This is a genomic window from Enterococcus sp. AZ156 (assembly GCF_051714165.1).
Taxonomy (GTDB): Bacteria; Bacillota; Bacilli; order Lactobacillales; family Enterococcaceae; genus Enterococcus_B; species Enterococcus_B pernyi.
This window is the reverse complement of sequence record NZ_JBIORI010000001.1, coordinates 1-26,067: the sequence shown is the minus strand read 5'-3', so window position 1 is coordinate 26,067 and position 26,067 is coordinate 1. Positions and strand designations below refer to the sequence as shown.

Genomic DNA, 26,067 nt, shown 5'->3' with positions numbered 1-26,067 from the left:
CTCCTTATTTTGAAATGTATATAAAAATCGTTTTCGCCTTAAGGATGTCTTGTCTATTATAAGAAGTATCAAAGAAATCAACTATTAGAAGTAAAAGGAGAGTTTTCCAGAGAAAAATTTAAACGAATTTACTTTATCTAGTATAACACCAATTTTCATCGCTTAAACAGACAGAAATTCCCATCAATCATTAAATAACTAATTAAATATTATAATTAATTAATAATAACCACCATTATTTGTAATAATATAGATAGTTTTAGCTATCTAAAATTAAAAGCTTTTCATCTAGTCAAAGAATTTGTGAAATCTGCTTTATTTTTTTGTATTTTAAATTTATACTATGAAAGAAATCATTTTTAATAACAAAAAAAAAATAAAATTTATTGTTACATAAAGTTTTTTTGATTTTAACATCAGACATATACGTTGGAGAACACAGAAAGGACAAAAAGTAAGGAAAATGAAGAAAATTATTTTAATTATCAGTAGCTTGTTTGCATGTGTCGGTTTATTTTCTTTTATTCATTTTTTGAATTCTCCTGTTCGAGATGTTACCTCCAAAGCTGAAATGATCCAAACAGAAGAAATTAAAATGGAATATGTTCCTACAAAAAATCAGTTATTGAAAAGCATTGGTGACTCGGTCGATTTTTTAGGCATCTACGAAGTAACAGAAATCAATTTTAATGATACACCTCATATCGTACTAACAAAAGAAGATGAAAATGAACTATCGTTTGAAATCAGAGTAACTGATCCAAAAGAGCAATCATTCTCGATTCCAGCAATAAAATTTTCTCCACAAAACATTCATGTTTCTGATACATTTGGCATTGCGAAAAAAAATGATCGCTACTTTGCCTATAAAAACAATGTATCCATTGAAGGAGAACCTTACAACACACGCTGACATACCCTGTGGGGGTAAATATAGATTTATATTTATACTACAAAAAAGCAAACTGAAACGAAGAAATTCCTCTTCCTTTCAGTTTGCTTTTTTTTGAGATCCAACGAATATCTGTCCATCCTTTAGTATCGTTTTATCTATGTTATTTAAAATAACAACAAAAAATAAATGTGCTTGTTATCTAAATTTTTGATTTAATAATGAGTTATCCACAGTGGATAACTCATTAGCTCTTTCTATTTGTCCACAAAATCCGTCATCTTTGACCTTGTGACCGATCGAGCTCAAGTTTGTTTACTTCTTTGTATCGTCTATCCTTTAAGCGTGACGATGACAGTAAGTAAAACTGACAACAGGAGAACGAGCAAATTACACCTCGATTGCTCTACATAAATAAGTACGGTAATAAAACTTGTAATGATTGCTGGATAAAATTTTTTTCGTTTTCTCATATGCATCCCTCTTTAACTATCATTGTGCCTAAAAAATTCGATTGTTTTTTTATTTTTTACTTATGTTTCTGTTAAATTTTTTTATAATCGTTAAACGAGTCAAAAGCATACAAAAAAAAACAGAGAACAGGAAAGGAGTATTTCCTAACTATTCTGTGTCTTTTGATTGACTATGTTATTCAAGTATCTAGCGATAGTATGCTTCAATTTTACGACTTGGGATCAACCAAGTAACCAAAATCAAGACATTGACTATTAATACTGCGATGGGCGCGATCAAATATCCGAGAATCAATCCCACGACATTCAAACCAATAGATACGTAGGATTTACGATAATTGCCAAACAACTCTTTGATAGATGCATTCTCGTCTTCCTCTGAGGCAACTAATGTCCTTGCTAACAAATAATACGTGAGATTAGCTCCTAATATCACTATACCATAGGTCATTTCAGGAACAAGACTGTTACTGTATTCGCTGATCCATGAAGTAACGAATGGAAACAGCGACAGGAAAAAAATAAAAAAGCTATTCACCCAGAGCACTCGCCCATTCACTTTGTGGACGGCTTGAAACAAATGATGGTGGTTATTCCAATAAATGCCCAGGGTAAAGAAACTAATGATATAAATAAAAAAACGTGGCACAAGTGCAACTAGCGCTTCCAAGGTATCTGAGTGTGGTTCATGTAGCTCCAACACTAAAATCGTCATAATAATAGCGATCACGGCGTCTGTAAAGGCCTCTAGTCGATTTTTCGGCATGACTTTCCTCTCCTTTCGCTTCATTTTATTCGTAATAAGGGCAAAAAAGCAACCTTTTCACACCAAAGTAGCAAGTAGAAATCGGGCTCTGGGTGGAGGTTAAGTCAATCAATCCTTGCTATACTTACTATATAGAAAACAGCAAGCGTAACTTCTATTGAGAAGTTTATCAAACGAGAAAAGAGGCGATCATCATGCAAAAAAGAAATACGTTTCAAACAATCATTCTATTAGTGGTAGGTTTCGTCGTAGCTAGCTTTGTCCTCAATCTATTCGTTGGCGTGATCAGTGGTTTATTATGGTTAGGTATTAAATTGTTGATTCCAGTAGCCATTGCGATTTGGTTAGTCCGTTGGATCACTCGCACCACGCAACAAAGAAAATACTACTAATACTATTTTCCTAAATGAAAAACAAAAAGAGGCAGAAAATTTCTGCCTCTTTTTTTACTTCTTTTAAATGATATATCATTTAACCTAATGCTACATCTAAGATCATCATGATAATAAAACCAGTCATAACACCAAAAACTGCATAGTGTCGTTTACTTGAAAGTGTTTGTTGCGCTTCAGGAATCAGTTCTTCCACGACGACGTAAATCATTGCACCCGCAGCAAAAGCTAAGGCATAAGGCAGTAAGACTGCAACTTTTGTCACTAAGATTGCCCCGATGACTCCAGCAATCGGTTCAACCACTCCTGAAGCTTGCCCATAGACAAAGGCTTTTGTTCGACTTAATCCTTCTTGTCGGAGAGGAATCGAAACAGCCGCACCTTCTGGAAAGTTTTGAATACCAATCCCTAACGCAACAGAGATCGCTGCTAGCACCGCAGTCGTTGGATTATCTGCAGTTGCCGCTGCACCAAATGCAACACCTACTGCTAAACCTTCTGGAATATTATGCAAGGTAATGGAAAAGACAAGCAAAATCGTGCGTTTTAAATGTGTTGGTAAGCCTTCTTTTTCGTGTGCTGGACCAAAATGCATGTGTGGTAAGGTTTTGTCGGCAATGTATAAAAATAATCCCCCTAGCCCAAAACCAATACTCACCACAAGCCAAGCAATATCACCATTTTCTTCTGCTTTTGTGATTGCCGGATCTAATAAAGACCAAAAACTGGCGGCGATCATCACACCCGAAGCGAAACCTAACATCAAATTGAGTACATCTTTTTTGATTTCTTTAAAGAAAAAAACTAAGCCAGCCCCAAGCGCAGTCATAAAATAAGTAAACGCCGTACCCGTCAACGCTTGCTGCCAAGGTTCTAGCTTCAGTAACCAATCAACCATACAATTCCCCTTTCACCTTTTTATTCTTACTCTAGCATATTGCCAAAAATGTGACTACTATTCTACTATTAATCTGATGATCCTTTATTCTAAGCGGTTATCCCCTCACGTTTTTCCAATCATTCCCAAACCACTTATGGTAAAGATCATCAACGACTTGAACATTTGTAATCGTCATGTTTGGATCGACCACCGTATCTTGCTTCTTACCTGAGGAAAGTAAATCGGCGACATGACGGATCTCAAAGACAAATTCACTATCCATTGGAAAATCTTTTGTTAACACTTCTCCGTTGTTCATCTGGATCGTATAATGGTCTGTTTTCCAATAGTTAGGGATGATGATCGTGCCTTTTTCTCCAACGATGGTATACGTACTAGTAAAATCCATTTTTGTCGTAAGGAATAAACTGATGAAAAGGTCTTTCTTCTTCAGGTTGACCATACACTCTTCATCCGTCAGACCTTCTCCATGTTCTACACATAAGCCGTTATATTCATCAAATCCTGTACCAAATAAATATTGACTGACACTTAATGGGTAAGAGGCGTTGGAAATCAATACGCCACCTCCTTGTTCCATCTTCCAAAACCAAGGGATTTTTTCAGAACCCGGTCGAGCATCACGAATATCGACTAATTTCACTTGACCGATTTTTCCTGATCCAATGGTTTTTTTTACGTCTTCGATCGCAGGTAGAAATAGGGCTTTTTGTGCTTCCATGAGAAAAACCTTGTGCTCCTTAGCCAAGGCATAGAGTTCTTGTGCTTGCTCCGAATGTAGCGTAAAAGGCTTCTCTAAAAGCACATGTTTCTTTGCTTGGATCGCGGCTTTCGCGGCTGAAAAATGCAAGTGATTGATCAATGGAATATAAATCAGTTCTATCTCGTTGTCAGAAAGTAACGCTTCGTAACTGCCATACGCTTTTGGAATGCCTAACTCTGTGGCTAACTGTTGCGCCTTTTCTAAGCGACGTGTCGCAATCGCTACAGCTTGTGCCACGCCACTTTCTTTGATCCCCTCCACAACACGTGGCACGATCGAAGCACCGCTCATAATACCGATTTTCAGCATACTCTTCCTCCTAACATTTTGAATCCACTATAACATAGTTTCACACATTACTGGCACTTCACTCTACTTGGTTGAAAGTCGCTTTAGTTGGGCTTTTGATAAGGAAGATTTATACTTTAGACAATAAATATAATTTGTTTTTTTAGGGAGTGGATCAAAATGTCAACGATAAATGCCGGTATTGCCATGGTAAAAGTGCTTGAAAGCTGGGGAGTTGATCATATTTATGGGATTCCGGGTGGTTCGTTCAATTCCATTATGGATGCGTTGTACCATGAAAAAGACCAAATCGATTATATCCAAGTACGTCATGAAGAAGTAGGCGCGTTAGCTGCCGCAGCGGATGCCAAATTAACAGGAAAAGTCGGAGCTGTCTTTGGCTCAGCTGGTCCTGGAGCCACTCATTTGATCAACGGACTTTACGATGCTCAAATGGATCACGTCCCAGTTGTCGCCCTTTTAGGGCAAGTGGCTTCGACTTCTATGAATTATACTGCCTTTCAAGAATTAAATGAAAATCCAATTTTCGCTGATGTTAGTGTTTATAATCGGACAGTCATGACACCTGAAAGTTTACCTTATGTCGTTGATGAAGCGATCAAGGCAGCTTATGCACATCAAGGAGTCGCTGTTGTGACGATCCCAGTTGATTTTGGTTTTGAAGAAATCGAGTGGCAGGATGTTTCTAATGCTTCTACGTACAAAACAGGGGTGATCCTCCCTGAGATTGAAGACGTGAAAGCAGCCCTTCCTTATCTCGAACAAGCTCAAAAACCTGTCTTGTTCATCGGTCAAGGTGTTCGTCATGGCTATGATCAGATCAAGAAATTTACCGAATATTTCAAAATGCCCGTGGTTGCCTCTGTTTTAGCAAAAGGAATCGTGCCAGATGAAGACAAAAATTTTCTTGGATTTGCAGGTCGGGTAGCGACAAAACCTGCGAATGAAGCATTAGCAGAAGCCGATTTGATTTTATTTGTAGGAAGTGACTTTCCTTTTGGGCGAACCTTTTTCAATCCAGAAGCTGCTTTTATCCAAGTCGATATTGATGCCGCCAAATTCGGCCGCCGTCATCATACCGATTTAGCTATTTTAGGGGATGGTAAAACAACGTTAGAAAAACTGATTGAATTGGGGAACGAACGCACAGAAGATGCTTGGTATCTAGCCAATCAAGAAAATCTTCGCAATTGGCGGCGTTGGTTAACGTCCTTTGAAGAACCCACGGAGAAATCGATTCGACCAGAAGCGGTCTATAAAGAAATCAACCGAATTGCCGAACGTGATGCTATTTTTGTGACAGATGTTGGAAATACGACCATTCATTCGATTCGTTTACTGAACATGACTGGTGAGCAGTTACACACTACTTCGGGTTGGTTTGCGACGATGGGAAATGGTATACCCGGCGGAATCGCCGCTAAATTAAGCTTTCCGGAGAGACAAGTCTTTACTTTGAGCGGAGACGGCGGTTTTGCCATGGTGATGCAAGATATCTTGACTCAAGTCAGCTATCAGTTGCCAATCATCAATGTCGTTTTCTCAAATGATTCATTCGGATTTATCGAAGCAGAACAAGAAGATACTGAACAACAAAAATTTGGTGTTTCCCTTGAACAAGCTGATTTTGGGAAAGCCTGCGAAGCCTTAGGTGCCGATGGCTTCACGATCACACACTACGAACAATTACGCCCTGCCTTAGATGCTGCGGCGAAATCTGATCGACCAGTCGTGATCGACGTCAAGATCCCCAACAAACGGCCCTTACCTGTCGAAGACTTACACTTAGACCCAAGAAAGTATAGCGAAGAAGAAATTGAGCGCTTCAAAGAAAAATACGAAGTACATGATATGCCGGTGCTTCATGAAATATATACGCATCATCTTTCTAAACAGTTGTAAAAGTCCAGTAAACCACAACTTAGTGAGAAAAGATCCACCTCAAATTGATAGGATTTGAGGTGGATCTTTTTCAAATTTCATACACTTATTTTATTACTAATCATCTAAACGCATAAACGATCTGATTGATCCCAACGACCATAAAATAAAATCCAACTAAAAAACTTAGCGTCAACGCAGAGGATAAAGGATTGAATAATAAAATAATACCTAGTAAGATACCCAATACATTGATGACCACTGTAAACCAATAATGTCCTTCGCTTATTCCTCTGAATAAATCAGCAGTAAATAAAGCCAAAACAGAATCAATAATAAACCAAACAGCGAAGACAAATGGTAGTGCAACTACCCCCGCACCAATATTGAAAATGAAAAAGATCCCAATCAATAAATCAATGATCCCAATCACTATCGGCATCTTCCCTTTATATCCTGTCAGTTCTTTTACTCGACTACGTAGAAATAACTCAAATAATCCTTTTAGGATCGCAAAAATAGCAAATACAATAACGATAGCAACTAAGTTACCTACTGGATCGCGAAAAGAAATCAAGGAAACTAAAACAAATAGTATCCCCAAAATAAGTGAACCCCAATCAATTTTTCTACTTTCTTTCATTTTAATCCCTACTTTCTTCTAATCTATTTCTATCTTACGCCCCCATTTAAATAACTTCAAAAATTTAGCATTTATGAAAATGCTTTAGTTGTAAAAAACGGTTTATCTCTTTTCTTCTTTTGATTGTTTCACGTGAAACGTAAAGAATTACTGATTTCCTTGAAACTTTCAACATTCCCCTATATAATTCTAGAAGACTTGGCAAATATTATAAACATAAAGTGAGGAAAAAAATTGATTACTGTAAATGATGTAAGTTTGCACTTTTCAGATCGCAAACTATTTGATGATGTTAATATAAAATTCACTCCCGGCAATTGTTATGGCTTAATTGGAGCAAATGGCGCAGGTAAATCAACATTCCTTAAAGTATTATCAGGTGACTTGCAACCTTCAACAGGCTCTGTCACATTAGGTCCAGATGAACGTATGGCTGTTTTGAAACAAAACCACTATGACTATGAAGAATATACTGTGATGGAAACAGTAATCATGGGTCATAAACGTTTATATGAAGTAATGAAAGAAAAAGATGCCATCTATATGAAAGAAGATTTCACAGATGAAGATGGGATTCGTGCGGCAGAATTAGAAGGCGAATTTGCAGAATTAAACGGATGGGAAGCAGAACCAGAAGCAGCCGTTTTACTCCAAGGATTAAATATTCCTGAAGAGTTGCATCATCAATTGATGAGCGAACTAACTGGTGGCCAAAAAGTGAAAGTGTTGCTTGCACAAACGCTATTCGGTAAACCAGATGTTTTACTTTTAGATGAGCCGACAAACGGACTAGATATCCAATCGATCAACTGGTTAGAAGAATTTTTGATCGAATTTGAGAATACAGTGATCGTTGTTTCCCATGACCGTCATTTCTTGAATAAAGTATGTACCCACATGGCAGATTTAGACTTTGGAAAAATCAAGCTTTATGTAGGAAACTACGATTTCTGGTTAGAATCAAGCCAATTAGCAACTAAGTTACAAGCAAACGCCAATGCGAAAAAAGAAGAACAAATCAAAGAATTACAAGACTTTATCGCACGTTTCAGTGCAAATGCGTCAAAATCAAAACAAGCGACATCCCGTAAAAAAATGTTAGAAAAAATCACATTGGATGATATCCAACCTTCTTCACGTCGCTATCCTTTCGTTGGATTCAAACCAGAGCGTGAAATTGGAAATGACTTACTACAGGTAGAAAACGTTAGTGTGACAATAGATGGTAAAAAGATTTTAGATGATATATCATTTACATTAAACAAAGAAGACAAGGTAGCATTCGTTGCCGAAAACGATATAACAACTACAACACTATTTAAAGTTATCATGGGCGATCTAACACCTGATACCGGTACTGTCCGTTGGGGTGTAACAACTAGCAATGCTTATCTACCAAAGGATACAACGAAGGAATTCGATACGGACTTAACGATTCTTGATTGGTTACGTCAATATGCAAGTAAAGAAGAAGACGACAATACGTTCTTACGTAGCTTCTTAGGTCGTATGTTGTTTTCTGGAGAGGAAGTACTAAAACCCGTGAATGTTCTTTCTGGGGGCGAAAAAGTGCGTTGCATGCTTTCTAAATTGATGCTTTCAAAAGCAAACGTCCTTGTCTTAGACGACCCAACGAATCATTTAGATTTAGAATCAATTACTGCGTTGAATGATGGTTTGATGGCATTTTCAGGTTCGATCCTATTTGCTTCTCATGACCACCAATTCATCCAAACGTTAGCAAATCGTATCATTGCTGTTTCTGATAAAGGCGTGATCGATCGTGCAGATACGACATATGATGAATTCTTAGAGAACAAAGACATCCAAAAACAATTAGAACAATTGTGGAACTAAATATTCCAAAAATAACTATAAAAACAGCTGTACAACGTGAGTAGTCTTACGTTGTACAGCTGTTTTTCTTTTTTATCGACTCACACCCATTGAAAAGATGGCGATACACCCATAGCCTGTATGACTGGCGATCGTTGGTCCTAAGGGATAGAGTTTGATTTCTTTTGTTTTGATATTTTCTTCTAATAATTTTTTGGCTTTCTCAGCACTTTCTAAGTCTCCGGCATAAGCGATATACACCGTTTGTTCCAATGGAGCTACGATCGTTTTGACCGTTTCCTCCACGATTTTCTGAATGGATTTGTTTCTACCACGCACTTTATCGACATTCTTCAAATGACCACTTGGTTCAACGGTAATGATCGGCTTCACGCTTAACAGACTACCAATAGCAGCACTTGCTTTAGAGATGCGTCCTCCACGTTCTAAATGTTTTAAATCATCAACGGTTACCCAAGAATGAACTTTGAGGTAATTATTTTGTAACCAAGCCAATGTTTCTTCCAAAGAATAACCCGATTCTTTCAAACGAACAGCTTCTAATACAAGTAGTCCTTCCCCGATACTTGCGGCTTTCGTATCAAACACATGAACTTGCGGGTCCTCATAGGTTTCTTTCAATAATTCGACTGCTTGTAAGGCACTGCTGTAAGAACCACTCATGCCACTCGAAAAAGCAACGTACAAGACTGGGATACCTTTCTCCACATAGCTACGGAAGAACTCCAAATAGCGACCCACATTGATTTGTGAGGTCGTAGGCATTGCTCCTTCACGTAACTGTTGGATGTACCCTTCATAATCAAATGTTTTTCCCAGATCATCGATTCGTATTTCCTCACCAATCTGGATCTCCATGGATAAAAAATCAACATTTGCATTTGCCAACACTTGATAGGGCAGATCGCAACATGAATCTGTGACTATTTGATACATTCGTTCCAACTCCTTTTTTTCTCCACTTTTCATCGCATTCTATTATAGCAAACTCCTTTAATTTTAAATAACTTCAGCTCTTATATTCGTTGTACTTGGTACAAGCCAATCAAGCGAACGCTTAAATGAATACGATCAGTCTAAAACAAAAGTCACATTCATTTTTGTGTGTCGCTCTAAAACCGATAAATAATGGCAACAGGAGTAATCTCTTGGGAAATAAAGCGACAACCACAAAAATTAGAAAAACAATTTTCGTGGTTGTCGCCGTATTTCTCGAGGCTAAACACTTCTGTCCCGATTTCCTTTATTTCTCGTGATTTCAGTGGTCCACTCATTCTTAAAGAATGTTCCTGTTAGCGAATCATCACTGAAAGGCTTAGATTTGCGCCCACACGCTTTCTAAGATATTTGTTTGGTTTCGGTCAGGACCTACTGAAAATGTTGAAATACGCACGCCTACAAGCTCTGAGATACGTCTTACATAGTTACGAGCATTTTCTGGTAATTCAGCTAGTGTGCGACAAGCAGTAATGTCTTCTGACCAACCTGGCAATTCTTCGTAGATTGGTTTGCAACGGTTCAATTCTTTCAAACTCGCTGGATAATGATAGATTCGTTCACCGTCTAATTCGTATGCTGTACAGATTTTCACTGTTTCCAAACCGCTCAAGACATCGATCGAATTCAATGATAGATTCGTGATACCTGACACACGTTTTGAGTGACGCATCACGACTGTATCAAACCAGCCGACACGACGTGGACGTCCAGTCGTTGTACCATATTCGCGACCGACTTCACGAATTTGTTGACCTGTTTCATCAAACAATTCAGTAGGGAATGGGCCATCTCCCACACGTGAAGTGTAAGCTTTACATACACCGACCACTTTATTGATTTTTGAAGGTCCGACACCACTACCGATCGTCACACCACCAGCCACTGGATTTGATGAGGTAACAAACGGATACGTTCCTTGATCGATATCCAACATCACACCTTGTGCGCCTTCAAATAAAACACGTTTTCCTGCATCTAACGCATCATTTAAGATAACTGATGTATCCGTCACGTATTGTTTGATTTGTTGTCCATATTCGTAGTATTCTTCAAAGATTTCTTCAAATTCAATTGGCTCTGAATCGAACATTTTCACAAATTGACGGTTTTTATCGTCTAGATTCACTCGTAAACGCTCTTCAAAAATTTCTTTATCTAATAAATCGGCTACACGGATACCGACACGAGCGGCTTTGTCCATATAAGCAGGGCCAATCCCTTTGATGGTCGTACCGATTTTATTTTCTCCTTTTGCATCTTCTTGCAATTGGTCTAATTTGATATGATACGGTAAAATCACATGCGCACGATCAGAAATACGTAAATTATCTGTCGTCACATTTTTTTCATGTAAATAAGCCAATTCTTTGACTAAAGATTTCGGATTGACTACTACACCATTCCCGATCACGCTGATTTTATCTTTGTAAAAAATCCCCGAAGGAATCAAGTGCAGTTTATACGTAACACCATCGAATTTAATTGTGTGTCCCGCATTGTCGCCACCTTGGTACCGTGCGATCACTTCAGCATTTTCACTAAGAAAGTCAGTAATTTTTCCTTTCCCTTCGTCGCCCCATTGTGTACCCACTACTACTACAGATGACATTTGAACACCTCATTTAATATTATTTAATCCTGAATTATTGTAACAATACTTCAAACTTTATTCAACTAAAATCGAATGATATTTAATATATTTTAGAGAAAACGTTTAAAAAGCGAACGTTATAATTTTCTATGTTCCATTGGTTACTAACAAGTAGGCGCCTGACCTGACTGAGTTTGAAAAACCATCTTCGGACATTCGTCCTCTCGCACCACCAAAAATCGAATAAACGGTGGGAATAGAAATAACCTCTTTGAAAAATAAAGCGCCAGCCACAAAAATTTGAAGAACAATTTTCGTGGCTGGCACCTTATTTCTCGAGGCTAAACACTTCTGTCCCGACCTCGATGTTTGATTTATTCAGATTTATTCGTCCTAATATTCTTCTCGCGGAGAAAGCGAGGAAAATTTATTGTATTCTTTGATAAAGAGCAATTCGACCGTTCCCCTTGCTCCACTCCGGTTTTTTTCAATGATGACTTCGATCACATTATCGTTTTGTGGTTCTGGCGCATCACCATCTTCGCCACCTTCACGTTCGTAGTAATCATCACGATATAAGAATGCCACGATATCCGCATCCTGCTCAATCGAACCAGACTCACGGATATCACTTAAGACAGGTCGTTTATCTTGGCGTTGTTCCACTCCACGAGAAAGCTGGGAAAGAGCAATGACGGGAACTTTTAATTCTTTCGCTAGTTTTTTCAATTGACGTGAGATATCGGATACTTCTTGTTGACGGTTTTCTTTCCCATTTCCTTCGATCAACTGCAAGTAATCGATGAGTATCAAGCCTAGATTTCCTTTTTCTTGTGCAAGTTTCCGACATTTTGCTCGTATCTCAGAGATTTTGATCCCTGGTGTATCATCAATAAAGATATTTGCTTTCGATAAACTACCCATCGCAACAATCAAATTGGACCATTCTTCTTCGGACAGCTGTCCCGTACGTAAGTGACTCGCTTCAATCGAACCTTCCGCACAAAGCATCCGGTTGACCAGTGATTCTGCCCCCATCTCTAGACTGAAGATCGCTACAGAACGATCCGTTTTTGTACCAACATTTTGGGCAATATTCAAGGCAAAGGCTGTTTTCCCTACTGCCGGACGTGCAGCCAAAATAATCAGCTCTTCTGCTTGGAAGCCAGCAGTCATTTTATCTAATCCTTGGTAACCAGTTGGCAAACCTGTGATCTCTTCATTGTTTTGCGCGAGTTGGTCAATATTTTCAATCGTAGAATTCAAGACTTCCGCAATAGATAAGAACCCGCTACGGTTACGTTTTTCTGATACTTCAAGGATGCTACGTTCCGCATCATCTAAGATGGATTGGACTTCTTCTCCTTGTTCAAATCCTCTAGTCACGATCCCTGTTGCTGTTTGGATCAAATTACGGAGCAATGATTTTTCTTCCACGATTTTTGCGTAGTAGACAATGTTCGCTGCCGTTGGTACAGCTAAAGCTAAATCAGATAAGTAACTGACTCCACCAGCATCTTCCAAGAGATTTCGTTGCTCCAAACGATCTTTGACGGTCACGACATCAATCGCTTCACTACGGTCATTCAATTCGATCATGATTTCAAAAATGATTTGATGTCCCCGACGATAAAAATCTTTCGGTTCTATGTACTCCATGGCATCGATGATCGTTTCAGCGTCTAGAAAAACAGAACCTAGAACCGCTTGTTCAGCTTCAATATTTTGCGGTGGAATTCGATCCTGCCACACTTCACTCATATTCTATCGCTCCTTGCTTTCAATTGCTTCATTTTACAAGAAAATGGCAGAAAAGTCATCCCTAAAATGAACATCTGTTCCAAAAGCTCTTCCTTCGAAAATAGGCCGCAAAAGTCAAAAATAATCGAAAGCGATTTTTGTCCTCTGCGGCTGATTTATCGAAGTGATTTCGTCACATGTTCTTTTCGTTTATTCAGAGACAACGTGTACCTTGATCGTTGCAGTTACTTCATGGTGTAGTTTCACAGGTACGTTGGTATAGCCTAACGTACGAATTGGGTTGTTCAACTCAATTTTACGTTTGTCTAATTTTACTTTGTATTGCTTATTCAAGCCTTCAGCGATTTGTTTCGATGGGATCGAGCCAAATAAACGGCTATCTTCTCCTGCTTTGGCTTTTAATTCCACGACTGTTTCTTCTTTTTCAAGAAATTCTTTTAATTTTTTGGCTTCTTCAAGAATTTCTGCTTCTTGTTTTTCTTGGGCTTTTTTCTGTCCTTCTAACTGACTGATGCTGCTTTTATTTGCTTCTTTTGCCAGATTGTTTTTGATCAAATAATTTTGCGCATAGCCTGTAGGAACTTCCTTGACATCGCCTTTTTTGCCTTTGCCTTTAACATCTTGTAAGAAAATGACTTTCATCTCATCTACTCCTTTTTATATAATTGATTCATATTTTCTTGGATAGCAGCGAGCAGTTGTTGTTTTGCTTCTTCTACAGTCACATTTTCCAGTTGTGTTGCCGCATTGGTGAAATGTCCGCCACCGCCTAAGGATTCCATGATCAATTGGACATTGATCGTTCCTGTGCTGCGGGCACTGATACCAACTAAGCCATCCGTCCGTTTCGTAATGACGAAAGCGCCATTGATATTGACCATTGAGAGCAACGTATCTGCTGTTTTTGCTGCGATAACACTATTATACTCTTTTTCATCCGTCCCTGCTGCCACCACAATATCCTCCGTCACTTGTTCATTGTGGGCGATCAAGTGGCTGATTTCTAAATAAGTGGCTAAATCAGAGCTCAATAAATATTGTACTAAGGATGCGTCCGCACTACAAGTCTTTAAATAGCTTGCAACATCAAACGTACGTGCTGTCGTTCGCACATTGAAGTTATTCGTATCAACGGTCATGCCAGCTAACAACAACGTCGCCTCTAAACGGCTGATCCGATTGGTTCGGCTACTTTGGTATTGGATTAATTCTGTGACTAATTCAGAGGCAGAAGACGCAGAAGATTCAATATACGTTAAGAGCGGTTTGCTTGGAAACTCTTCGCCTCGACGATGATGGTCAATGATCACGATCTTATCAAATTGCTCGTAAAGGCTCTGAGAGATCGATAGCGATGGTTTATGGTAATCGACCATTACGAGTAGATCCTTGTCTTTCTTAAGCTCCATTGCGCGTTCTGGCGTAATCAATTGCATCTCCAACTCTGGTTCTTTATGGATTTCTGTTAAACAGCGTTCCACATCTGGAATGATTTCTTTTTCATCGATGACGATATAGGCTTTTTTCTGATTGAAGCGCGCCAGACAACTGACTCCAACGGCTGAACCGATAGCGTCCATATCAGGGAAGCGATGCCCCATAATAAATACATCGCCTGTTTCATCAAAAATTTTGCGTAAAGCAGTACTCATCGCCCGTGAACGAACGCGCGTACGTTTGATGGTCGTTGCTGATTTCCCACCATAGTAAGTAGGTTTCGCTCCTTCACGAACTTCTTTCACCACGACCTGATCCCCACCACGAACCAAAGCGATATCTAAGTTATTTTGAGCTTCGCTACCGATTTCTTCTAGTGTTTGTTGTCCATAGGCAATTCCCATACTAAGGGTCAACGGATGGTTTTGTCTTTCAGCTTCTGCTCGTAAGCGATCTAAGAGATCAAATTTCTTATCCATCATTTTCTTTAAGTCACTCATCTGTCCAAAAAAGAAAAAGCGCTCTGAATTGATTCGTTTAAAAAACACATGATATTCATTCATCCAGTCAGAAATCAGTGTCGTAATGAAGGAGTTCAAATAAGAAACTTCTTTTTCATCCAATTTATCGACCGTATCTGCATAGTTATCGATTGAAAGAATCCCGATGATTGGCTGGCTATTCACTTGATGGATCTTCAGTAGTTGGTTCTGGGTCACGTCAATAAAATAAACGACCCCTTTCACCGTATCCAATTCAAATTGAAACGTTTTGTCAGCTAAATAGACTTGATTTTTCTTTTTTTCTTTTGCTGAAAAAAAAGTTTCTAACAAGTCTGCTTCCAATAAAGAGCTTTGGTCTTTCACATTCAATGCGAAAGGATTCAGCCAATCAATGGTTTGTGTCGCTGGTTGGTAAGAGATGATTCCGACTGGCATGATCTCAGAAACATAATTCAAATTGGATTCCGCAACTGTGGAAGCTTGTTGGATCTTGTCACGATTCCTTAGAGTCAACCACCGTTTCATCTTTAAACCATAACGAATACAAAATAGATTCACGATCAGGATGAACAACGCACTGATCAAGCGAAATGGCATCAATAATACAACCAAAACTTCTGCAAGGATCAATAAAAGAATGAGCAGAGGGCTCGGGCTTACTTTTATTTTTTCTTTATCCATGTCTTTCCTCCCGTAACTGATTAGCCTAATTTTACCATAACTCATGTCATGTAAGCGACTAAACACCTAAATGGAACAAAAAGAGGAAGTCACGACAGTAGTCATAACTTCCTCTGTAATGGTTTGAAACGATTGGGTATTCCTACAGAATCATTCCTAAAGCGAATTATTCTTCGCCAACGAATGGTAGTAATCCCATGATACGTGCGCGTTTGATTGCAATCGTAATTTTACGTTGGTTTTTAGCGCCTGTACCTGTTACACGACGTGGCAAAATTTTACCACGTTCTGAGATAAATCTTTTTAGTAATTCGATATCTTTATAATCGATATATTCAATATGGTTAGCAGCGATGTAGTCTACTTTACGACGTTTACGTCCGCCTCTTCTTTGTTGTGCCATTCTATTTCCCTCCTATCAAATTCGTTTAGAATGGTAAATCATCGTCTGAAATGTCGATCGTTGAGCTTGATCCGAATGGATCAGAAGAATCACGATCAAAATCAGGCATACCGTTGGATGATTGAGATGTTTGATTATAGTTATTGTTTCCGCCGTTTCCGCCAAAATTATTTGTCGATTGACCAGTGTCTTGGTAGCCACCGCTTTGTTGACGGTTTTCAGATGCTGCACGACTTTCCAATAATTGGAAGTTTTCAGCAACTACTTCTGTTACGTACACACGTTGTCCTTGTTGATTATCATAAGAACGCGTTTGAATACGACCAGTTACACCTAAAAGTGTTCCTTTATGTGCATAGTTTGCTAGTGTTTCTGCTGATTTTCGCCAAATCACACAATTAATAAAATCCGCCTCACGGTTGCCGTTTTGGCTCGTGAAGTTACGATTGACAGCTAAAGTGAACGTTGCTACAGCAGTGCCACTTGATGTATATCGTAAATCTGGATCTTTTGTCAGACGTCCAACTAGTACAACGTTATTAATCAAAATGGTCATCTCCTCTCATCGTTTGATTGTTCCATGTGAAACAATAATTAAGCTTCTTCTTTTACGATCATGTGACGAACGATATCGTCATTGATTTTAGCAAGACGATCAAACTCGTTGATTGCATCTGCTGATGATGGAGAAGTTACTTTAACGATGTGATAGATACCTTCACGGTAACCGTTCATTTCGTATGCTAAACGGCGTTTTTCCCAATCTTTTGATTCGATAACTTCAGCTCCGTTATCTTTCAAGATTGAATCGAAACGTTCGATTAAAGCAGTTTTTGCTTCTTCATCAATGTTTGGACGAATAATATACATGATTTCATATTTCGTGTTTTCCATTGATTTTTCACCTCCCTATGGACTTTCGGCTCTCAGCTTTCCCAAGAGCAAGGAGAGTTTTCTAATAAATTAGACTACTCACAATCCTCAATTATACACGCAATGCACTAAAAAAGCAAGCTGCTGTTCTTTGTTTTCCAAATTTTTTCTTTTGAGACGACCAAAAACTCCCAAAGATAGTTTTACCTATTCTTGGGAGTTTTGATTTTAGACATTCACTTTTGCTTTACGCCTATTTCTATTCTTCTGTATGATCTGTTTCCACATCAACTGTCTCTGCTTCGACAGTCGTTTCTTCCGCAGGTTCTGGTTCTACTGCTGCCATGGTCACCACTTTCGTTTCTGCTTCCATCTTGATCAAGCGCACGCCTAGCGTTGCCCGACCTGTCTGAGAAACCGTTGAAACGTTGAAGCGGATGATGACACCTTTGTCTGTGATCAACATAATATCTTCTTCGCCTGTCACCGTCGTCAATCCAGCTAATGGACCATTTTTCTCAGTGATATTCGCAGTTTTGATCCCTTTACCCCCACGTCCTTTGACAGGGTACTCAGAAACCTTGGTACGTTTTCCATAACCTTTTTCTGTGATGATCAAGACTTCATGATCCTCATTCATCAAGGCTGCTCCAACGACGTAATCGTCTTCTCTCAAACGAACCCCACGAACCCCAGAGGCTGTACGTCCCATATCACGAACGGCATCTTCTGCAAAAGTCACAGAATAGCCATCGTGTGTACCAATGATGATGTTTGATTGGCCATCAGTCAATAAGACGTTGACCAATTCATCATTTTCTTTCAAACCAATCGCAATCAACCCATTGCTACGGATATTGGCAAAAGCAGTGACAGTCGTACGTTTGACTGTTCCTTGGCGTGTAGTAAAGAACAAGTAATGCCCTTCCTCTGCTTCACCAGTTACTGCGATGATGGCTTGGATCTTCTCACTTGAATCAATGCCCAGTAAGTTGATGATCGGAATCCCTTTTGCTGTACGTCCGTACTCTGGGATCTCGTATCCTTTCGCACGATACACTTTTCCGTTATTAGTAAAGAACAGCAATGTATCATGTGTGGAGCAAGAAACAAGATTTTTCACGAAATCATCGTTATGAACACCCATTCCTTGGATGCCTCGACCTCCACGACGTTGTGCGCGGAATTCGTTGTTGGCTAAACGTTTGATATAGCCATTATTCGTCAATGTGATCACGATTTCTTCTTCTTCGATTAAATCTTCGTCTTCTAAACTCAAGACTTCACCGACCAGTAATTCTGTACGACGTTTGTCGCCAAATCGTTGACTCAATTCAGCAAGTTCGGTTTGAATGATTTCTGTTACCCGTTCAGGGCGAGCAAGAATATCAGCTAAATCTTCAATGAGTTTCAATAATTCTTGGTATTCATTTTCGATTTTTTCTCTTTCCAAACCAGTCAAACGGCGTAAACGCATATCTAAGATTGCTTGCGATTGACGGTCAGAAAGATCGAAGCGTTCGATCATCGCGTTTTTCGCTTCTTCATCTGATTTGGACCCACGAATGATCGCGATGATTTCATCAATATGATCTAAGGCGATTCGTAGTCCTTCTAAGATATGTGCTCTTGCTTCCGCTTTATCTTTTTCAAAGACCGTACGACGTGTAATAACTTCGCGTTGGTGTTCGATATAATTTTCAAGGATCTGCTTCAAGCTTAGAACTTTCGGTACGCCTTTTTCGATTGCTAACATATTGAAACCAAATGAGTTTTGTAAGGATGTCAATTTGTAGAGATTGTTCAAAATGACAGAGGCACTCGCGTCACGACGCACATCGATCACGATACGCATTCCTTCACGAGAAGATTCATCTCTTAGATCTGTGATCCCTTCAATTCGTTTGTCACGGTGCAATTCTGAAATTCGCTCAATCAATTTTGCTTTATTGACCATATATGGCAATTCAGTGACTAAGATCCGCTCTTTTCCATTTGGCATTTCCGTGATTTCTACTTTTGCTCGAACAGTGATTGAACCTTTTCCTGTTTCATACGCTCGACGAATGCCGGATTTCCCCATGACTAATCCGCCGGTAGGAAAATCAGGCCCAGGTAAGACTTCCATCAATTCATTGGTTGTCACATCTGGATTTTCCATCAATAGATCAATCGCTGCTACAACTTCTGTCAGATTATGTGGGGGAATATTCGTCGCCATTCCGACTGCGATCCCTGTCGTACCATTGACTAGCAAGTTAGGAAAACGTGCCGGTAAGACAACTGGTTCTTTTTCCGTATCATCGTAGTTGCTTTGGAAATCGACCGTATTTTTATTGATATCACGTAACATTTCTGTCGCAATCTTACTCATTCTGGCTTCAGTATAACGCATCGCAGCTGCGCCATCTCCATCAACTGACCCAAAGTTTCCATGACCATCTACTAACATGTAGCGATAGCTAAAAGGCTGCGCCATCCGAACCATTGACTCATAGATCGCACTGTCACCATGGGGATGGTATTTACCCATGACGTCCCCCACGATTCTGGCTGATTTCTTGTGTGCTTTGTCTGGTGTGACACCTAGTTCATTCATCCCATATAAAATACGGCGGTGAACTGGTTTTAATCCATCTCTAACATCTGGTAGAGCCCGAGCGACAATGACACTCATGGCGTAATCTATGAAGGAGTCTTTCATTTCGCTAGTTAGATTGACATCATGGATGTTTTCTCTGATTTCTTCACTCATTTTTCTTCCTCCTTCATGATTAAATATCTAGATTTTTAACATAGTGAGCATTTTCTTCAATGAATGCACGACGAGGTTCCACTCGATCGCCCATCAACATTTCAAATACTTCATCGGCAGCAATCGCATCATCTACACTGACACGAGCCATCATACGTTTGCTTGGGTCCATCGTCGTTTCCCATAGTTGATGATCATCCATCTCACCAAGCCCTTTGTATCGTTGAACACTTGGTTTTGGTGTTGCTGGTAGTGATTCGATGACTTTTCTCAACTCTTCTTCGGCATTTTTCCCTGGTTGGACATATGTGATTTTCTTTCCTTGTTTAACGCCATATAGCGGTGGTTGCGCGATATAAACATAGCCGGCTTCCACGATTGGGCGCATATAACGATAAAAGAGCGTCAATAGCAACGTACGAATGTGGGCACCATCGACATCGGCATCGGTCATGATGACTAATTTATGGTAACGTGCTTTGGACACGTCGAAATCTTCACCAAATCCTGTACCCATCGCTGTAAACAGTGAGCGAATTTCTTCGTTGGCTAAAATTTTATCCATACTTGCTTTTTCAACGTTCAAGATTTTCCCGCGGATCGGTAAAATCGCTTGAAATTCACGGCTTCGTCCTTGCTTTGCTGAACCACCGGCTGAATCTCCTTCGACGATGAACAATTCACTTTTTTCAGGATCATTGCTGGAACAATCGGCTAATTTACCAGGTAGATTACTGATTTCCAATGCTCCTTTTCTCCGCGTCACTTCACGCGCGCGTTTAGCCGCTAAGCGGGCTCTAGAGGCAAGTAGTCCTTTTTCGACGATCTGACGGCCCACACTTGGGTTTTCCAATAAGAATTTCATGAAATGCTCACTGAACAAACGATCAGTGACCGTACGTACTTCTGAGTTTCCTAATTTTGTTTTCGTTTGTCCTTCAAACTGAGGATCTGGATGCTTGATCGAAATGACTGCTGTCAATCCTTCACGCACATCTTCACCTGTTAAATTATCATCATTTTCTTTCATCAATTTTTGCTTACGTGCATAATCATTGATGACCCGTGTCAAAGCTGTCTTAAATCCTGATTCATGTGTTCCGCCTTCGTACGTATGGATATTGTTGGCAAAGCTCATGATATTGGAATGATAACCGTCTGTATATTGCATCGAAACTTCGACAGTGATTTCTTGTTGCTCCCCTTCTAAATAAACAGGTTCTGGGAAAATCACTGTTTTGCTCGCATTTAAATATTCGACGTAGCTTTTGATTCCACCGTCGTAATGGTATTCTTTCACGACAGGCTTTTCTTCGCGACGATCTTCAATTGAGATTTTCATCCCACGATTCAAGAAAGCCAGCTCACGAATACGAGTCGCCAATTTATTAAAGTCGAAAGTTGTCGTTTCTGTAAAAATTTCTGGGTCTGGGATGAAGTGAACGGTCGTTCCACTTAAATCAGTGTCACCGATGACTTTCAAATCATCGACTACCGCCCCACGACGATATTCTTGGTAATAGATCTTGCCATCTTTGTACACTTTGACATCTAATAGTGTCGATAGTGCATTCACAACGGACGAACCAACCCCATGAAGACCACCGGATACTTTGTAGCCGCCTCCGCCAAATTTACCACCCGCATGCAAGACAGTAAACACTGTTTCTACAGCTGGACGACCAGTCTTTGCTTGGATATCGACCGGAATCCCACGACCATCATCGATGACAGTGATACTGTTGTCTTCCTCAATGATGACTTGGATCTTTGTCGCAAATCCTGCCAAGACTTCATCGATCGAATTATCGACAATTTCCCATACTAAGTGGTGAAGTCCTTCTGAACTTGTTGAACCAATGTACATCCCCGGACGTTTCCGAACGGCTTCAAGACCCTCAAGCACTTGAATCTGACTGGCATCATATTCTTTTGCGCGCTCGACTAAACTTCTTTCTTCTGTCATGTATGTTTATTCTCCTTTTATTTCTCCCTGCTGAACATAAAAAATCTCAGGTTCAACAGTCATTTTATTTTTAACGTGATCCAGGGAGGTAGTAGTTAAGAATGTCTGTACTTTCCCTTCAATCGTTTCAAGTAAATGGAGTTGACGTTGGTCGTCTAACTCACTCATTACATCATCCAGTAATAGGATCGGATACTCGCCTGTTTCTTCTTTGATCAAATCGATTTCTGCTAATTTGACACTTAATGCCGTTGTTCGCTGTTGACCTTGAGAACCAAAATTTTGCACGTTTTTTTCATTGACAAAAAAAGAAAGGTCATCTCGATGGGGACCCACAGTCGTTGTCCCTCGAAAGAGATCTTTCTTTTTGTTTTGTTCGAGCAACGTTAAAAATTGTGACTGGATCTCTTGAACTGTCATAGTGTCTAAAGAAGAGAGGGCGGTCACATATTCGATTGCCAACTGTTCTCTTTGATGCGTGATTTGTTGATGTAAAGAATTTGCCCAATATTCTAAATGCTTGATAAACTGCGCTCTTGCCTTTAGTACTTTGCTACCAAATTCTGCTAGTTGTTCAGATAAAATATCAAGATAAAGTAAATCCGTTTGTTTTTTCTCATTCAATTGCTTCAAATACTGATTTCTCTGCTTTAGGATTGCTTGATATTGGACAAGATCGTAAAGATAGATTGGATTGATCTGACCTAATTCCATATCTAAAAATTTGCGTCGGATCTGTGGGCTTCCTTTCACTAAAGAAAGATCTTCAGGAGCAAATAAAATGACATTCAATTGTCCAACATAACTACTCAACTTCTTTTGTTCGATATGATTGATCTTTGTTTTTCGTCCTTTTTTAGACAGTTGGATCTCTAACGGGATCTTAGAGGTTCCTCTTGTGATCTCCCCTTGGATCATCGACTGCTCATCGTTCCATCCAATCAACTCTTGTTCACTATTTGTACGATGACTTCTTGTCATTGCAAGCACATAAATACTTTCCAAAAGATTCGTTTTTCCTTGGGCATTTTCTCCTAAAAAAATCACGAGGTTTTTGGAAAAATCAATTTGCAATTCTTGATAGTTTCGATAATTTTTGAGGTGCAGCTTATTCAGCCTCATTATCGTTATTCCCTTTTTTTACCATAAAAAAAGTTCCTGCTTCTGGAACTTCGATCATCATACCGGGATAAAGCTTTCGTCCACGACGATTTTCTGGCTCGCCATCAACCAAAACCGTGTTTTCTGCTAAATACCATTTTGCTTGTCCACCACTGCCGATGACGGTGACTTCTTTCAGCATTTGACCCAACGTCATAAACTCAGTTTTTAGAATGACTTGTTGTTTCACTCTTCATCCCTCATTTTCATTATTAAAAGTATACTTTATTATACCCTTTTTTTCGCAAGAAAACAAATTTATCCATATATTTTTCCATATGAGCGGATTTAAATGAAAAAAGGTGATTTGAACAAAAAGAAACAGAAAGCCTTAAAATTGATTTTAGGGCCTTCTGTTTAAAATGGTTTATTTTTCAGTTTATTTTCAATTAGTATTTTAGTTTGTGCGTACTGGAGTGATCAATTGGATGAATTGTACCCCATCTTCCGTTGGTTCTAACGTAAATGGACGAATGGCAGAAATGAATTTTACTTTGATACTCATATCGCCAAATGCACGCAAAGCAGCTTTCATATAGTCCGGATTAAAGGAAATATCCAGCGGATCACCGGTGCTAGTCGTATAGTTCAAGCTTTCTTCTACTTTTCCGATTTCAGGAGAATTACCGTATAGAACAACAGAATCAGGCTGGATCGACAAACGAACGATATTGTTGCGTCCTTCATGTGAGAGCAAAGAGGCACGCTCAATCGCTGCTAAAAAGCTTGGGACAGAAAATTCAACTTCGGTATTGAAACTTGAAGGAATCAAACGATTCGTATCGGGATAATTCCCTTCTAGCAAGCGTGAATAAAAATACATATTTTCAGTTTTGAACAATACTTGGTTTTCCATAATACTGATTTCTACGATTTCTTCTTCATTTGTCAATGAACGTGATAATTCAGTCAAACTTTTTCCAGGAATCACGATATCGAATTGATCAGCTGATTGTTCGATCGGGATCACTCGTTGACTCAAACGATGTGAGTCAGTTGCTACTGCTAATAACGAGTTGTCTTTCAAAATGAAATGAACACCTGTAAGAATTGGGCGACTTTCATGTTGAGAAACAGCAAACACTGTTTCATTGATCAATTTGGTCAATACATGTACAGGCAATTTCATCTGGTTGTGACTTTCTACAACAGGAAGATGAGGGTAATTATCCGCATCTAACCCATTCACTAAGAAATTCGCTTTCCCTGAAGTAATGGCCACTTGTTTGTTTTCTAGCACTTCTAGCGTAAAGGTTTCTTCGGGCAATCGACGAATGATTTCACTGAAGAAGCGAGCTTGTAGAACAATGGCTCCTGTTGTTTCAATTTGCATTTGCGCTTTTTCATTTTCAACAGATAGAAATGTCTCAGTTGAAATATCTGCATTACTACCTGTTAAAGTCAGGCCTTCTTGATTGAGGGTGATTTTAACCCCAGTCAAAATAGGAATTGTCGTTTTACTTGAAATCGCACGCTGAACAGTTTGCAATTCTTGCATAAATGTTGCGCGGTTTAAGGTTACTTTCATTGTAGATCTCCTTTGCCATATATTTATTTTATTATTAGTAAATAAAGTAATAAAAGTATTAGGTACTGTTGATACTGTGGAAAACTATAAAAATGCTAGAAGAGAAAAGAAAAAACAGCTGTGGAAAATATGTGCATAACTTTTGAATGATTTCTAATTTTATCCACAAGGTGTTTTTCTTTCTATCAAGCATCTTTTTAGTTTAATAGGAAATTTTTGATTTCTGATACTTCATTTTGCATGCTGACACTTGAATCGATCAGTTGCTGGATTTTTTCGTGCGCATGGATGACAGTTGTATGATCTTTTCCACCAAATTCGGCGCCGATTTTAGGAAGCGAGCTATCGGTTAATTCCCGAGCCAAGTACATAGCGATTTGACGAGGAACAACGATCGATTTGACGCGTTTCTTTCCTTTTAGATCCTTTAATTGAATATGGTAATACTTTGCAACTTCTTCTTGGATCTGCAAAATCGAGAGTTGCGGGTGACCTTTGCCAGATTTCAATGTCTTTAAAGCGTCCGCAGCTAAACTAGTTGATATATCTTCACTGTTCATCGTAGCAAATGCTTGAACACGTACAAGAGCGCCTTCTAGTTCACGAATGTTGGAATCGATTTGTCCTGCAATATAACTTAAGGTATCATCAGGGATTTCTAGGCGTTCTGCTGCGGCTTTTTTTCTCAAAATAGCTGTTCTTGTTTCAAGGTCAGGTGGCGTGATATCTACTGAAAGTCCCCAAGCAAAGCGAGAAACGAGACGTTCCTGCAATTTTGGGATTTCGTTTGGTAAACGATCACTCGTCAGGACGATTTGTTTTCCTTCATTGTAGAGCGCATTGAAGGTATGGAAAAATTCTTCTTGAGTTGCTTCTTTTTCAGCAAAAAATTGAATATCATCGACTAATAGTAAGTCGACATTTCGATATTCTTGGCGAAATTCTTCGGCCGTTTTATTTTGGATCGAATTGATAAAATCATTGGCAAACGTCTCACTGCTTACATATTTGACCTTCGCATTTGGCTGACTTAACAACATTTGATGACCAATTGCGTGCATCAAGTGAGTCTTACCAAGTCCGACACCACCATAGAAGAACAATGGATTATAAATCGAACCAGGATCTTCAGCAACTACCAAGGCAGCGGCATGAGCCATCTGGTTACCTTTTCCGATTACAAATGTATCGAAGGTATACTTAGGATTCAACATCGCTTTTTTGATTGGTGTGATTGGGGGAACTTTCATTGTTTTGATTTCTTCTACTTCTTCTTGTTCCGCTTCTTCACCGGTTACAAAACGTGGAATGATTTCTTTTCCCGTTAACATGTAGCCGACCTCAACAATCTTTGTTGCGAGATTTTTTTCCCAATATTCCTTATGGATCTTGCTTGGAACAGTCACCACTAATTGGCTTTGTTCTAAGGATTTAGGTTGTGCTGTCTCAATCCAAGTATTGTAACTTGCTGGAGACAGTTCTTTTTGATAAGTCGTTTTTAATTCAGTCCATAAAGCATCGAGGGATACCAT

The 26,067-nt window shown here is 39.2% G+C and carries 23 protein-coding genes; 4 read left to right on the top strand and 19 right to left on the bottom strand.

The window, feature by feature from the left end; translation table 11 throughout:
• Positions 1–463 precede the first annotated feature (463 nt).
• On the top strand, positions 464–913 hold the full coding sequence (locus tag IGJ95_RS00115) for a hypothetical protein (RefSeq protein ID WP_153830005.1): 450 nt from the start codon (positions 464–466) through the stop codon (positions 911–913).
• A gap of 311 nt (positions 914–1,224) precedes the next feature.
• Here IGJ95_RS00115 and IGJ95_RS00110 read toward each other — a convergent pair whose 3' ends face one another.
• Both IGJ95_RS00110 and IGJ95_RS00105 read right to left on the bottom strand, forming a co-directional pair.
• Entirely contained in the window at positions 1,225–1,365 is a 141-nt protein-coding gene (locus IGJ95_RS00110) for a hypothetical protein (protein WP_153830006.1), read from the bottom strand.
• Between the two features lie 187 nt (positions 1,366–1,552).
• Positions 1,553–2,131 carry a TMEM175 family protein gene (locus IGJ95_RS00105; protein WP_438761206.1) on the bottom strand — a complete coding sequence of 193 codons (579 nt, stop codon included), beginning with the start codon at positions 2,129–2,131 and terminating at the stop codon, positions 1,553–1,555.
• A gap of 194 nt (positions 2,132–2,325) precedes the next feature.
• Between IGJ95_RS00105 and IGJ95_RS00100 the strand changes: the two genes are divergently transcribed.
• Positions 2,326–2,523 carry a hypothetical protein gene (locus IGJ95_RS00100; RefSeq protein WP_010734544.1) on the top strand — a complete coding sequence of 66 codons (198 nt, stop codon included), beginning with the start codon at positions 2,326–2,328 and terminating at the stop codon, positions 2,521–2,523.
• A 79-nt stretch (positions 2,524–2,602) separates the two neighbouring features.
• Here IGJ95_RS00100 and IGJ95_RS00095 read toward each other — a convergent pair whose 3' ends face one another.
• Together IGJ95_RS00095 and IGJ95_RS00090 are read right to left on the bottom strand one after the other, a co-directional pair.
• Positions 2,603–3,421, bottom strand: a complete 819-nt coding sequence (locus IGJ95_RS00095; protein WP_019722681.1) for a ZIP family metal transporter — start codon at positions 3,419–3,421, stop codon at positions 2,603–2,605.
• Between the two features lie 97 nt (positions 3,422–3,518).
• On the bottom strand, positions 3,519–4,496 hold the full coding sequence (locus IGJ95_RS00090; RefSeq protein ID WP_062805926.1) for a Gfo/Idh/MocA family protein: 978 nt from the start codon (positions 4,494–4,496) through the stop codon (positions 3,519–3,521).
• A gap of 159 nt (positions 4,497–4,655) precedes the next feature.
• On the opposite strand from IGJ95_RS00090, the gene spxB reads away from it, so the two are divergent.
• Entirely contained in the window at positions 4,656–6,398 is a 1,743-nt protein-coding gene (gene spxB, locus IGJ95_RS00085) for a pyruvate oxidase (RefSeq protein ID WP_010734547.1), read from the top strand.
• Between the two features lie 100 nt (positions 6,399–6,498).
• Here spxB and IGJ95_RS00080 read toward each other — a convergent pair whose 3' ends face one another.
• Complete coding sequence (locus IGJ95_RS00080; RefSeq protein ID WP_010734548.1) at positions 6,499–7,020, bottom strand: HdeD family acid-resistance protein; 522 nt, start codon at positions 7,018–7,020, stop codon at positions 6,499–6,501.
• A 234-nt stretch (positions 7,021–7,254) separates the two neighbouring features.
• On the opposite strand from IGJ95_RS00080, the gene IGJ95_RS00075 reads away from it, so the two are divergent.
• On the top strand, positions 7,255–8,877 hold the full coding sequence (locus IGJ95_RS00075; RefSeq protein ID WP_010734549.1) for an ABC-F family ATP-binding cassette domain-containing protein: 1,623 nt from the start codon (positions 7,255–7,257) through the stop codon (positions 8,875–8,877).
• A 72-nt stretch (positions 8,878–8,949) separates the two neighbouring features.
• Here the strand turns inward: IGJ95_RS00075 and IGJ95_RS00070 are convergent, their stop codons facing one another.
• From IGJ95_RS00070 to dnaA, 14 genes are all read right to left on the bottom strand, one after another.
• Positions 8,950–9,813, bottom strand: coding sequence for a DegV family protein (locus IGJ95_RS00070; RefSeq protein ID WP_010734550.1), 864 nt, complete (start codon positions 9,811–9,813; stop codon positions 8,950–8,952).
• A gap of 379 nt (positions 9,814–10,192) precedes the next feature.
• Complete coding sequence (locus tag IGJ95_RS00065; protein WP_010734551.1) at positions 10,193–11,485, bottom strand: adenylosuccinate synthase; 1,293 nt, start codon at positions 11,483–11,485, stop codon at positions 10,193–10,195.
• A gap of 375 nt (positions 11,486–11,860) precedes the next feature.
• Entirely contained in the window at positions 11,861–13,228 is a 1,368-nt protein-coding gene (gene dnaB, locus IGJ95_RS00060) for a replicative DNA helicase (RefSeq protein WP_010734552.1), read from the bottom strand.
• Positions 13,229–13,417: 189 nt separating this feature from the next.
• Positions 13,418–13,870 (bottom strand): 50S ribosomal protein L9, encoded by a 453-nt coding sequence (rplI, locus tag IGJ95_RS00055; RefSeq protein WP_010734553.1) that lies wholly within the window; start codon positions 13,868–13,870, stop codon positions 13,418–13,420.
• A gap of 5 nt (positions 13,871–13,875) precedes the next feature.
• On the bottom strand, positions 13,876–15,849 hold the full coding sequence (locus IGJ95_RS00050) for a DHH family phosphoesterase (RefSeq protein ID WP_010734554.1): 1,974 nt from the start codon (positions 15,847–15,849) through the stop codon (positions 13,876–13,878).
• Positions 15,850–16,015: 166 nt separating this feature from the next.
• Positions 16,016–16,252: a 30S ribosomal protein S18 gene (gene rpsR / locus IGJ95_RS00045; RefSeq protein WP_010734555.1), complete on the bottom strand. Its 237-nt coding sequence runs from the start codon at positions 16,250–16,252 to the stop codon at positions 16,016–16,018.
• Between the two features lie 25 nt (positions 16,253–16,277).
• Positions 16,278–16,799, bottom strand: coding sequence for a single-stranded DNA-binding protein (gene ssb / locus IGJ95_RS00040; protein ID WP_010734556.1), 522 nt, complete (start codon positions 16,797–16,799; stop codon positions 16,278–16,280).
• Between the two features lie 47 nt (positions 16,800–16,846).
• Entirely contained in the window at positions 16,847–17,146 is a 300-nt protein-coding gene (rpsF, locus tag IGJ95_RS00035; RefSeq protein WP_010734557.1) for a 30S ribosomal protein S6, read from the bottom strand.
• A 238-nt stretch (positions 17,147–17,384) separates the two neighbouring features.
• Positions 17,385–19,880, bottom strand: coding sequence for a DNA gyrase subunit A (gene gyrA, locus IGJ95_RS00030; protein WP_023518859.1), 2,496 nt, complete (start codon positions 19,878–19,880; stop codon positions 17,385–17,387).
• A gap of 19 nt (positions 19,881–19,899) precedes the next feature.
• Positions 19,900–21,846 carry a DNA topoisomerase (ATP-hydrolyzing) subunit B gene (gene gyrB, locus IGJ95_RS00025; RefSeq protein ID WP_010734559.1) on the bottom strand — a complete coding sequence of 649 codons (1,947 nt, stop codon included), beginning with the start codon at positions 21,844–21,846 and terminating at the stop codon, positions 19,900–19,902.
• Positions 21,847–21,852: 6 nt separating this feature from the next.
• The gene (gene recF, locus IGJ95_RS00020) at positions 21,853–22,968 is read right to left on the bottom strand and encodes a DNA replication/repair protein RecF (RefSeq protein WP_438761204.1); all 1,116 of its coding nucleotides are present in this window, start codon (positions 22,966–22,968) and stop codon (positions 21,853–21,855) included.
• Complete coding sequence (gene yaaA, locus IGJ95_RS00015) at positions 22,955–23,197, bottom strand: S4 domain-containing protein YaaA (protein ID WP_019723041.1); 243 nt, start codon at positions 23,195–23,197, stop codon at positions 22,955–22,957. Before yaaA ends, recF begins: the two co-directional genes overlap by 14 nt.
• A gap of 207 nt (positions 23,198–23,404) precedes the next feature.
• Positions 23,405–24,535 carry a DNA polymerase III subunit beta gene (dnaN, locus tag IGJ95_RS00010; protein ID WP_153830008.1) on the bottom strand — a complete coding sequence of 377 codons (1,131 nt, stop codon included), beginning with the start codon at positions 24,533–24,535 and terminating at the stop codon, positions 23,405–23,407.
• Between the two features lie 197 nt (positions 24,536–24,732).
• On the bottom strand, positions 24,733–26,067 hold a 1,335-nt coding region (gene dnaA / locus IGJ95_RS00005; RefSeq protein ID WP_023518857.1), incomplete at its 5' end, for a chromosomal replication initiator protein DnaA.